This is a genomic window from uncultured Novosphingobium sp. (assembly GCF_964277725.1).
Taxonomy (GTDB): domain Bacteria; phylum Pseudomonadota; class Alphaproteobacteria; order Sphingomonadales; family Sphingomonadaceae; genus Novosphingobium; species Novosphingobium fluoreni.
This window is the reverse complement of the sequence record NZ_CAXYKL010000216.1, coordinates 1-10,582: the sequence shown is the minus strand read 5'-3', so window position 1 is coordinate 10,582 and position 10,582 is coordinate 1. Positions and strand designations below refer to the sequence as shown.

The 10,582-nt window shown below is 66.2% G+C and carries 11 protein-coding genes; 9 read left to right on the top strand and 2 right to left on the bottom strand.

The window, feature by feature from the left end:
• Together ACHWRX_RS12445 and ACHWRX_RS12440 are read right to left on the bottom strand one after the other, a co-directional pair.
• Positions 1-680: SDR family NAD(P)-dependent oxidoreductase (locus tag ACHWRX_RS12445; RefSeq protein WP_394659424.1), on the bottom strand; the 680-nt coding region annotated here is incomplete at its 3' end.
• A gap of 15 nt (positions 681-695) precedes the next feature.
• The gene (locus ACHWRX_RS12440; RefSeq protein ID WP_394659423.1) at positions 696-1,466 is read right to left on the bottom strand and encodes a 2-keto-4-pentenoate hydratase; all 771 of its coding nucleotides are present in this window, start codon (positions 1,464-1,466) and stop codon (positions 696-698) included.
• A 174-nt stretch (positions 1,467-1,640) separates the two neighbouring features.
• Between ACHWRX_RS12440 and ACHWRX_RS12435 the strand changes: the two genes are divergently transcribed.
• From ACHWRX_RS12435 to ACHWRX_RS12395, 9 genes are all read left to right on the top strand, one after another.
• A complete protein-coding gene (locus ACHWRX_RS12435) occupies positions 1,641-3,143 on the top strand; it encodes an aldehyde dehydrogenase family protein (protein WP_394659422.1) in 1,503 nt (500 codons plus the stop codon).
• Positions 3,144-3,178: 35 nt separating this feature from the next.
• On the top strand, positions 3,179-4,213 hold the full coding sequence (locus ACHWRX_RS12430; protein ID WP_058736273.1) for a YCF48-related protein: 1,035 nt from the start codon (positions 3,179-3,181) through the stop codon (positions 4,211-4,213).
• Entirely contained in the window at positions 4,200-4,694 is a 495-nt protein-coding gene (locus ACHWRX_RS12425) for a VOC family protein (protein WP_394659421.1), read from the top strand. The genes ACHWRX_RS12430 and ACHWRX_RS12425 overlap by 14 nt, the downstream gene beginning before the upstream one ends.
• 55 nt (positions 4,695-4,749) lie before the next feature.
• Positions 4,750-5,355 (top strand): amino acid synthesis family protein, encoded by a 606-nt coding sequence (locus ACHWRX_RS12420; protein ID WP_058736275.1) that lies wholly within the window; start codon positions 4,750-4,752, stop codon positions 5,353-5,355.
• 17 nt (positions 5,356-5,372) lie between these two features.
• Positions 5,373-6,284, top strand: coding sequence for an alpha/beta fold hydrolase (locus ACHWRX_RS12415; protein WP_394659420.1), 912 nt, complete (start codon positions 5,373-5,375; stop codon positions 6,282-6,284).
• Between the two features lie 25 nt (positions 6,285-6,309).
• On the top strand, positions 6,310-7,872 hold the full coding sequence (locus ACHWRX_RS12410) for an acetolactate synthase large subunit (RefSeq protein ID WP_394659419.1): 1,563 nt from the start codon (positions 6,310-6,312) through the stop codon (positions 7,870-7,872).
• Positions 7,869-8,663 carry an SDR family NAD(P)-dependent oxidoreductase gene (locus ACHWRX_RS12405; protein WP_394659418.1) on the top strand — a complete coding sequence of 265 codons (795 nt, stop codon included), beginning with the start codon at positions 7,869-7,871 and terminating at the stop codon, positions 8,661-8,663. Before ACHWRX_RS12410 ends, ACHWRX_RS12405 begins: the two co-directional genes overlap by 4 nt.
• 8 nt (positions 8,664-8,671) lie before the next feature.
• Positions 8,672-9,229, top strand: a complete 558-nt coding sequence (locus tag ACHWRX_RS12400) for a cytochrome b (RefSeq protein ID WP_058736279.1) — start codon at positions 8,672-8,674, stop codon at positions 9,227-9,229.
• Between the two features lie 22 nt (positions 9,230-9,251).
• On the top strand, positions 9,252-10,582 hold a 1,331-nt coding region (locus ACHWRX_RS12395; RefSeq protein ID WP_394659417.1), incomplete at its 3' end, for an NAD-dependent succinate-semialdehyde dehydrogenase.

Below are 10,582 nucleotides of genomic sequence, written 5' to 3'. Positions count from 1 at the left end.
TTCAGCGCGGCGGGGGCGCCGGCTTCACGCTCGACGATGGCTTCGAACGTGGTGCCTTCTTCCTTGGCCATCTCGTTGAACCACTCCTCGATATGCTCGGTGCGGGTCACGCCGGGGTGGATGATGTTCACGGTAATGCCGTCACGCCCGACTTCGTCGGACAGCGTCTTGGTGAAGTGTACCAGGGCCGCGTTGCGCATGCCGCTCAGCGCCTCGGTGCAGCGCGCGGTCAGCCCGCCGACGTTGACGATCCGGCCCCAGCCCGCCTTGCGCATGTGGGGCACGCAAGCCTTGCTGGTGCGGAAATAGCCGAACAGCTTTGTGTTGAGGTCCAGCATCAGCATGTCCTCGTCCGCTTCCTCGATCGCGTTACGCACCAGTCCACCGGGGGCGGCGGCACAATTAATCAGGATATGGACGCCGCCAAACAGCTCCACCGTGCGGTCGACCAGCGCCTGCACCGAAGCCATGCTGGTGGTGTCCACCGCGACAGGCACGATCGTACCCCCGGTCGACGCGACCAGTTCCGCCGCCGCCGCTTCCAGCTTGGACACCGTGCGCGCGGCGATCACCACCTTGGCCCCCGCCAGCGCCAGCTTGCGCGCGGTTTCCTTGCCGATGCCCACACCGCCACCGGTGACGATGGCGACTTTGTCCTTCAGTCCAAGTTCAATGCTCATCGACGTCCTCCAATTTTATTCCGAGACAAATTCAATCGTCGCGCTGCCCAGCCCGCCCAGGTCCACCGATACGCGGTCTCCCGCCTTCACGGGGGTGACGCCGGTGCAGGTGCCGCTGCTGACCCACTGGCCAGGCTCCAGCGCCAGTCCCTGTCCGACCAGCCAGTTCGCCAGCCAGGTCACCGCCAGCAACGGGTTGCCGAACACGTCGGCGGTGGCACCTTCGCGCCGATGCGCGCCCGGACCGGACAGCACCACCGGCAGCGCGGCGAAGCGATCGTCCCAGCCATCGGCGATACGGTCCCCGATGAACAGGCGATCGGCCATGCAATTGTCCGCGATCAACAGGCCCAGCGGCAGATCGTCGTGGACGAAGCGCGAAGTGACGATCTCGATCCCGACATGCAGCGCCCCCGTGGCCTGCGCCACTTGCTCGGGGCTGAACGGCGCATCCTGCGGCAAGAGCGCGCGCGCCATTTCGAATACCAGTTCGCCTTCGACATAAGTCTCCCGCGCATCGCCGATCGTGATCGCGGAAACCGGGGCGCGCACGATGTCGCTGGTGGCAAGGCGCCCCGCGGCGGGCTCTTCCGCGCCCAGGGCCTGGCGGATTCCGGTGCCGGTGACGCCGATCTTCCATCCGGCCAACGCCTGTGCCCGCTGCGCGAACGCGTCTGCCTGGACCCGATAGGCGTCCGTCAGGCCAAGCTCTTCCGTCAGGGCGACGCCCTCTGGCCGGGCGCGCGCATCGGTGAGCGCGTGCGCAAGATCGGTGACGTGGCTCATCAATGAATCCTTAGGCGGAACCTCTTCGATCGTATCTCTGCCGTCATTGTCCACTTAACGCAACAGATAAACGATTAAACTTTCTATTGTTCGAAATATGAAGATGAGCTACGACTCCGTTCGAGACACTGGCCGCGCCCTGGTTTGGACGCTGGCGGGCAGGAGAGAACCGACATGCCGCAAGATGCTTTCGCCATCGCCGAGAAGCTTTCGCTCGATCTGTCGGCGCGTCCGCGCCTGCTGATCATCGATGGCCGCGCCGTCCCCGCGGTTTCCGGCAAGACCTTCGCGACGATCAATCCCGCCACCGGCGAGGAGATCGCGCAAGTGGCGCATGGCGGACCGGAAGATATCGCGCTGGCCGTCACCGCCGCGCGCAAGGCGTTCGAGAACCCGGCCTGGCGGCGGATGAGCGCGGTGGACCGTGCCGCCCTGCTGTTCAAGCTGGCCGACCTGATCGAGCAGAACGCCGAGGAACTGGCGGTCCTGGAATGCATCGACAACGGCAAGCCCGCCAGCATGACGCGCTGGGTGGAAGTGGAAGGTTCGATCCGCACGTTCCGCTACTTCGCGGGCTGGGTGACGAAGTTCGGCGGTGAGACGCTGCCGGTCTCGCCCCGCAGCGGCGCGCAGATCCTGAACTACACCACGCGTGAACCGGTGGGCGTTGCCGGCTTGATCGTGCCGTGGAACTACCCGATGTCGATGGCCGCGTGGAAGGTCGCCCCGGCCCTGGCGGCGGGTTGCACCGTGATCCTGAAGCCTGCGGAACAGACCCCGCTGACCGCGCTGCGCCTGGGCGAACTGGCTTTGGAAGCGGGCATCCCGGCGGGCGTGCTGAACGTCGTCCCCGGTTTCGGTGACGCGGGCGCGGCGCTGGTCGAGCATCCCGATGTGGACAAGGTGGCCTTCACCGGCTCCACCGAAGTAGGCAAGCTGATCGTGCGCGGCGCCACGGTGAACCTCAAGAAGGTAAGCCTGGAATTGGGCGGCAAGTCTCCGCAGATCGTGCTGCCCGATGCCGATCTGGACGCCGCCGCCGCCTCGATCGCGGCCGGCATCTTCTTCAACCAGGGACAGACCTGCACGGCAGGCTCGCGCCTCTATGCCCACGCCTCGATCCACGACAAGCTGCTGGCGCTGGTTGCCGATCAGGCCGCCAAGCTGAAGATCGGCAACGGCCTTGATGCCGCCACCACCTTCGGCCCGCTGGTATCCGAAGAGCAGTGGGACCGGGTCAGCAGCTATGTCGAGATCGGCCGTAACGAGGGCGCGGATGTCGTCACCGGCGGCAAGCGCCCGGCGGGCCATGACAAGGGCTTCTTCTTCGAACCGACGATCCTTGCGGGCGCCACGCCATCGATGCGCGTGGTGCGCGAAGAGATCTTCGGCCCGGTGCTGAGCGCGCTTTCGTGGACCGATCCCGATGACCTGGTGCGCCAGGCCAACGACAGCGACTTCGGCCTTTCGGCGGGCATCTGGACCAATGACATCAAGCAGGCCCACCGCCTGGCGGGCGCGGTGCGCGCCGGCACGGTATGGGTCAACTGCTTCAACATGGTGGACAACGCCACCCCGTTCGGCGGCTTCAAGCAGTCCGGCTGGGGCCGCGAGCATGGCCGCAACGCCATGGAACTCTACAGCGAAATCAAGAGCGTGTGGGTCAACCTGAGCTGATCGGCAGACCCCATCTCCAGACAAAGGACAAGGCAATGAGCAACGACCGCACGCTTCTCGTCGCGACCGATGGTCAGGCGGTAATGCGCAGCCATGACAATGGCCAGAAATGGTACCGGATCAACATCGGGCAGGACCTTGAGTTCGACGATCGCGTCCGCTGCCTGTTGATCGATCCCGCCAATCCCCGCGCGGTGTTCGCCGGGGCGGAGCGCGGCCTGTTCCGCAGCGATGATTGCGGATCGCGCTGGGATCGCGTCGATTGCGAGCTGAACGATTATGCCGTGTGGAAGCTGGCGGCGAGCGAGAGCGACCCCAGCGTCATGTACGCCGGCACCGGATCGCCCACGCTTTCGATCCTGTTCCGCTCACGCGATGGCGGCAAGAGCTGGCAGCGCACCCCGCTGGAAATGCCCGAGCGTTGCGCCGGCGTCAGCCGTCCGCGCATGCTGGCGATCGCGGTCGATCCCGATGACGCGAACGACGTGATGGTCGGCGTCGAGGAAGGCGGCTATTTCCGTTCGCGCGACGGCGGCGACACCTGGGAGCGGCTGGACACGACCTGGCCCGATCATCCTGGCAATTCGGACATCCACGATATCGTGATCCTGCGAGGGCAGCCCAAGGTGATCCTGGTGCTGACCGTGGTGGCGCTCTATCGCTCCACCGACGATGGCAAGACCTGGGAATTCACCAGCGCCAAGGACAGTTGGGGCCTGCGCTATTCGCGCAAGCTGCAGCAGAAGGCCGGCAGCCAGACCGAGCTGACGCTGGGCATCGGTGACGGTACCCCCGGCACCCAGGCCGCCGTGCTGGCCTCCAGCGATGCCGGCGCCACCTGGACGCGCACCGAACTGTCGCAACCGGCCAACAGCTGCATCTGGGCCTTCGCCGTCAACGATGCCGATCCCGATTTCCTGCTGACCGCCACCAAGTTCGGCAACCTCTATCGCAGCGAAGACGGCGGCAAGCGCTGGCAGAAGGAATGGCGCGAATTCAACGAGATCACTGATCTCGCCTGGATCGACGCGGTTCCCGCAGACATGGAGCTGCCGCATGTCACTGGCTAACACCTCACCCGTGCGGGTCGCCGCGATCGCACATATCGTGCTGTTCGTGAAAGACCCCGAAGCCTCCGCGCACTGGTATAGCGAGATCCTGAACATGGAGATCACCGCGCGTGCCGCCGATGGCCCTTACAAGGGCGGGATCTTCATGAGCTTCGGCCAGCACGATCACGACATCGCGCTGTTCCAGAGCCAGGCCCCGGACGACAAGGGCCGCGAGTTCGAGCATGTCGGCCTGCGCCTTGCCACCGACAATGCCGAAGACTTGCGCCGCATCTACGCGTTCTTCCTGGATAAGGGCGTGAAGATTGCCGAGGTCCTCGATCACGGCGTTTCCACCGGGATCTACTTCTACGATCCCGACGGCCACATGCTGGAAGTGTTCCACCAGCGCATCCCGGCCGAAGGCGGGGCGGCGATCGCCGAATTGCGCGGCAACGAAGGCCAGGCCGATCCGGTGACGCTGGACCCGCTGCGCGGCTGAGCCGCACTCCAAGAATTCCGGCGGCAGTGCCGCCCTATCCATGAGGGATATCACAATGAGTGAGAACAAGGGCCTTGGAGCCTTCAAGATCCGCCGCTGGTACAGCCAGATCCAGGAAATCTGCAGCGGTGAAACAGGCGCGCCCGCCGATGGCGAACCCGTGTTCAAGTACATGGTCGCCGCCTGTGTGCAGAACCCCTACGCCGGCCAGTATGTCCAGGACCTGGGCGAATGGATCGAAGCGTCGCCCGCGCTGGGCGTGGAGATCGGCCGCCGCCTGAACGAACTGACCGGCGGCAAGGCGATCGAAAGCTACGGCAAGGCCATCGTCGTGGGCATCGATGGCGAGTACGAGCATGGCAACGCCCTCCTGACCAACCCCGCCGCCAACCCGGTGCGCGATGCGGTGGGCGGCGGCAAGTCTTGGGTGCCCTCCACCGGCAAGCGCGGCGGCCCCGGCACCACGCTGGATATTCCGCTGGCGCACAAGGACGCGCTCTACGTGCGTTCACACTATGACACGATGAGCGTCTCGTTCGACGATGCGCCCAACCGCGATGAAGTGATCGTGTGCTGGGCCTTCGCCACGCGCGGCCGCCTCAATGCGCGCCTGGGCGGCCTTCAGGTCGCCGATGTGCGCGGCGAAGACGGTCTGGTCTGAGCCCCATGGACGCAGCCGTGATCACGCCCGGCCACGCCCCTGCCCCGGTCGCGAAAGCGCCGGGGGAGCGGGAGAGCTTCGTGCGAAGCCGCGACGGCCTTTCGCTCCGCGTGCGCGAATGGGGCGATCCCGCGGGTGATCCGATCGTGCTGCTGCACGGTCTGCGTGGCTATTCCGGCACGTGGCGCGCCCTGGCCGCCGCGTTGCCGGAACGCCGCCTGATCGCGCTGGACCAGCGCGGCCGTGGCGACAGCGACTGGGATCCGGACTGCAATTACTATACCGACGCCTATCTGTCCGATCTGGAAGCGGTGGTCGAACATTTCGGCCTCACCCGCTTCACCCTGATCGGACACTCGCTGGGCGGGACGACATCCTATGTCTATGCCGCGCAGAACCCCGACAAGCTGGACGCGGTGATCATCGAGGACATCGCCCCCGGCTCTTCCGCCAGCGGTGCCGGGGCAGAACGGATCAAGGCCGAGATGGCCGCGCTGCCCGTCGACTTTGCGGACTGGAGCGCGGCGCGCGCCTACTGGCGCAAGGCGCGCCCCTCGGTGGGCGAAGCCGCGCTGGAGGAACGCCTGGCCGAAAGCCTGCGCGGAACGCCGCAAGGCCGCATCGGCTGGCGCTATGACGCCGCCGGGATCAGCCGCACGCGGATCGATCCCGATCCCGCACGAGTGGTGGACTTGTGGCCCGTGGTCGAAGCGATCCGCACCCCCGCGTTCGTGATCCGGGGCGGCAAATCCGATTTCTGCCGGCTGGACACCGTGCTGGAGATGGAGCGCCGCAACCCGCGCTTCACCTATGTCACCGTGCCATCGGCCAGCCATTATGTGCACGATGATGCCGCCGATGTGTTCAACGCCCTTGTCACCGGCTGGCTTGCGGGCGTGCGCTCTGCCACCGCCCCGAACCCGTCCTGAGACGAAGAGAGAGGAAGAAAAGACGATGCCAAGCCAGCGCGGTAACGGGGCGGTCGCCCTCCTGAAGGCGCTGCATGCCGGTGGCGCGCGCATCTGCTTCGCCAACCCCGGCACGACCGAGCTGACGCTGGTGGATGCCCTGGCCGAAGTGCCGGAAATCCGCTCCATCCTGTCGTTGTTCGAAGGCGTCTGCACCGGTGCGGCGGACGGGTATTTCCGCGTATCGGGCGAAGTCCCGTTGACGCTGCTGCACCTGGGCCCCGGTTTCGCCAACGGCATCGCCAACCTGCACAACGCCCGCCGCGCCCATTCCGGCATCATCAACATCATCGGCGATCACGCGCAGTGGCACCTGCCCTATGACGCGCCGCTGACGTCGGACATCCGCTCGCTTGCCTCGCCCGTCTCACGCGCCGTGGTGACGATGACCGATATCAACGCCATCGACGCCGACGCCGCCCGCGCACTGGAAGCCGCACGGGGCGTGCCCGGCGGCCCAGCCACGCTGATCGTGCCGACCGACATCATGGACGCGCATGTAGCGCCCGCCGCTCCGATTCCGGCACAGCCCGCACAGCGCCGCAAGGTCTCCGCCGAGCGTATCGCCCAGGCGGCGGAACGCGCGGGCCAGGCGCCTGACCTGATCCTGCTGCTGGGCGGCGACGCCCTTTCGCCCGAGGCGCAACGCGCCGCCGCCGCCATCGTCGGCAAGCTGGGCGGCCGCGTGCTGATGGAGCCCTATCCCGCGATCGTGACGCTGGGCGGCGATCTGCCCCCGATCGAGCGGCAGGCCTATTTCCCTGACGATGTGATCCGCCAGATGGGCGAGGCGCTGGTGGTGGTCGCCGGCACGCGCGCGCCGATCAGCTACTTCGGTTATGAAGGCTATCCCAGCCAGTTGGTGCCCGATGAGCGGCTGCTGATCCTGAGCGAACTGGATGAAGACAGCGCAGGCGCGCTTCAGGCTTTGGCCGAGACGCTGGCTGCGGCGGCGGTTGCCCCGGCAACCCATGCTTCGCCAGCTCCCGCCTCCACCCCGGACGCCGCGCTGACGCCCAACCTGATCGTCGAATCCCTGATCGAGCGTCTGCCCGAAGATGCGATCATCTCGCTGGAAGGCTCCACCCTGGGCGGCCCCTGGCTGCGCGAGGCGCGGCGGGCCAAGCGCCACCGGGTGATGACCAACACCGGCGGCGCGATCGGCCAGGGCCTGCCTTGCGCGGCAGGTGCGGCGCTGGCGGCTCCTGGTTCGCGCGTGGTCTCGCTGCAATCGGACGGCAGCGGCCACTACACCTTGCAGGCGCTGTGGACGATGGCGCGTGAGAAGCTGCCAGTGACGATCATCCTGGCCGCCAATCACCGCTATGGCATCCTGCAAACCGAGCTCAACCGCGTGGAAGCCCCGCTGGAAGACCCGGTGATCGCATCGCTCACCCGTCTGGACAATCCGCGTGCCGACTGGACCGCGCTGGCGGCCGGTTATGGCGTGGAAGCGGTGCGCGTCACCGATGTCGCCGGGCTCAACGCCGCGCTGGAGCGTGGCCTGTCGCTGGATGGGCCGCTACTGATCCAGGCGGAACTGCCATGAGCGATCGTCCGGTCGACGCTAACCCGGTCGCTATCGTCACCGGCGGCAGCGGCGGCCTGGCCCCCGGCATCGCCGCCGTGCTGCGCGATCAAGGCTATGCCATCGTGCTGGTGGCGCGCGGCGAGGACGCACTGACCTCCGCCGCCGATACGCTGTCGGCCCAAGGCGCGACCGTCGCCGCGATCGGCGCTGACGTTACAGACGCCGCATCGGTTTCCGCCATGGTGGCCCAAGTGCTGGAGCGGTTTGGCCGGATCGACCTGCTCGTGAACGCAGCCGCCAGCAGCCACCCCATCGGCGGCGCGATCGAGGAGGTCGAAGTGGGCAACGTGATCGCCGATCTGGATACCAAGGTCGGCGGCTACTTGCGCTGCATCCAGGCCGTGGTCCCGGCAATGAAGCGCCAGGGCCAGGGCCGCATCGTCAACATCGGCGGCCTGACCGGCCGGTCCAGCGACACGCTGAGCGGCTTGCGAAACGCAGCGGTGGCGCACCTTACCAAAGTGCTGTCCGATCAGCTCGGGCCGGCGGGCATCACCGTCAACGCGCTTCACCCCGGCATCACCCAGACCCCGCACCTGGACGAGCTGTTTGAAGAGATGGCGCAGGATAACGGCGGCACCGCGCGGGAGGTGGAGGCCGATTTCGTCAGCCAGATACCCACGCGCCGCCTTTGCACGCCTGCGGAAATGGGCGAGACCATCGCCTTCCTGGCCGGCCCCGGCGGCCGGTCAATCACCGGCCAGTCCATCACGGTGGACGGCGGTTATTCGCGAGGCGTCTATTTGTGAGGATCGACATGAGCCAGCAGCCCGCCCCCGTTCAGCGCTATCCCCTTTCGCTGCGGATCCTGCACTGGATACGGGCGGTGCTGATCCTGGGGCTGATTGCGCTGGGATATGTCATGACCTCGATGCCCGAAGACGCGACGATCACCTACACGCTGCTCTATCCCACGCATAAGGAGTTTGGCGTCCTCGTCTTCCTGATCGCGCTGGTGCAACTGGCAATCCGATCACGCTCCAACCTGCCTGCGCTGCCGCCCGGTCTGGCGCGGTGGGAGGTGGTCCTGTCCAAGACGGTCCACCATGCGATGCTGGTGCTGATCGTGGTGGTGCCGCTGATGGGCTATGCCATGTCCAGCAGCTTCACCCAGAGCGACGGCGTGCCGTTCTTCTTCACCGAGCTTCCCGAACTCCTGCCCAAGAACGACAAGGCGTTCGAAGTGTTCGACGCGCTGCACAAGTGGCTCGCCTATACGCTGCTCGTGCTCGTTGTGCTGCATGTGGCCGGTGTCCTGAAGCACCGGTTCTTCGACAAAGGTGGCGACACCGACGTGCTGCCACGGATGCTCTAACTCCCATTCAAGAAGAAACAGCATGACTTCCAATCCCCTCGCCCTGATCACTTCCTATCTGCGTGACGATGGCCCGATCGTGGTGGAAAATCCCGCCAACGGCGAAGTCGTCGGCCGCATCGCCAGCCATGACGCGGACCAGGTTTCGGCCATCATCGACAAGGCCGACACCGCGCGGATCGCCTGGGCCAAGCTGACCGCGAAGGAACGCGCCAAGCTGATGCGCGCCTGGCACGATCTGGTCATGGCGAACGCCGATGATCTGGCGCGGATCATGACGCTGGAAAGCGGCAAGCCGCTGGCCGAATCCAAGGGCGAGGTTACTTACGGCGCCGGCTATATCGAATGGTTCGCCGAAGAGGGCAAACGCGCCTATGGCGAGACGATCCCCGGCTTTTCGCCCAAGAGCCGCATCGTCACCATCCTCCAGCCCGTAGGCACGTGCGCGGCGATCACGCCGTGGAACTTCCCGCTGGCGATGATCACCCGCAAAGTGGCGCCCGCTCTGGCCGCCGGCTGTTCGATCGTGGTCAAGCCCGCCGAGGCAACGCCGCTGACGGCACTGGCGCTGGAAGCGCTGGCGCAGCAGGCCGGCATCCCCGAAGACCTGTTCCGCATCGTGCCGACCAAGACTTCTTCGGCGGTAGGCAACCTGTTCTGTTCGCACCCCAAGGTGCGCAAGCTCAGCTTCACCGGCTCAACCAAGGTCGGCCAGATCCTGATGGCGCAAGCCGCGCAGCAGATCACGCGCCTCAGCCTGGAACTGGGCGGCAACGCGCCCTTCATCGTGTTCGACGATGCCGATCTGGACGCCGCCGTCGAAGGCGTGATCGCTTCCAAGTATCGCAACGCCGGGCAGACCTGCGTGTGCGCCAATCGCCTGCTGGTGCAGGACAGCATCCACGATGCCTTCGTGGAAAAGCTGAAGGCGCGCATCGGCACGCTGAAGATGGGCGATGGCATGGCCGAAGGCGTGAACCTGGGCCCGCTGATCGACGCCAAAGAAGCGGCGCGCGTGGCGGACGTGGTGAAGGAAACGATCGGCGCGGGCGGCAAGCTCATCGTCGGCGGTGAAGAGGCGAACGGCGCGTTCTATGCCCCCACCGTCATCACCGGCGTGACCCAGGATATGGAGATCGCGCGCGAGGAAATCTTCGGCCCCGTCGCCCCGGTGATCCGCTTCACGGACGAGGCCGAGGCGATCCGCATCGCCAACGATACGATCTACGGCCTGGCCGCCTATTTCTACAGCCGTGACATCGGCCGCATCTGGCGCGTGATGGAAGGGCTGGAATACGGCATGGTGGCGATCAACGAAGGCATCCTCTCCAGCGAGGTGGCACCCTTTGGCGG

Coding starts and splice junctions, on each gene's coding strand:
- ACHWRX_RS12440 (WP_394659423.1), bottom strand. CDS start 1,466: ATGAGCCACGTCACCGATCTTGCGCACGCGCTCACCGATGCGCGCGCC.
- ACHWRX_RS12435 (WP_394659422.1), top strand. CDS start 1,641: ATGCCGCAAGATGCTTTCGCCATCGCCGAGAAGCTTTCGCTCGATCTG.
- ACHWRX_RS12430 (WP_058736273.1), top strand. CDS start 3,179: ATGAGCAACGACCGCACGCTTCTCGTCGCGACCGATGGTCAGGCGGTA.
- ACHWRX_RS12425 (WP_394659421.1), top strand. CDS start 4,200: ATGTCACTGGCTAACACCTCACCCGTGCGGGTCGCCGCGATCGCACAT.
- ACHWRX_RS12420 (WP_058736275.1), top strand. CDS start 4,750: ATGAGTGAGAACAAGGGCCTTGGAGCCTTCAAGATCCGCCGCTGGTAC.
- ACHWRX_RS12410 (WP_394659419.1), top strand. CDS start 6,310: ATGCCAAGCCAGCGCGGTAACGGGGCGGTCGCCCTCCTGAAGGCGCTG.
- ACHWRX_RS12405 (WP_394659418.1), top strand. CDS start 7,869: ATGAGCGATCGTCCGGTCGACGCTAACCCGGTCGCTATCGTCACCGGC.
- ACHWRX_RS12400 (WP_058736279.1), top strand. CDS start 8,672: ATGAGCCAGCAGCCCGCCCCCGTTCAGCGCTATCCCCTTTCGCTGCGG.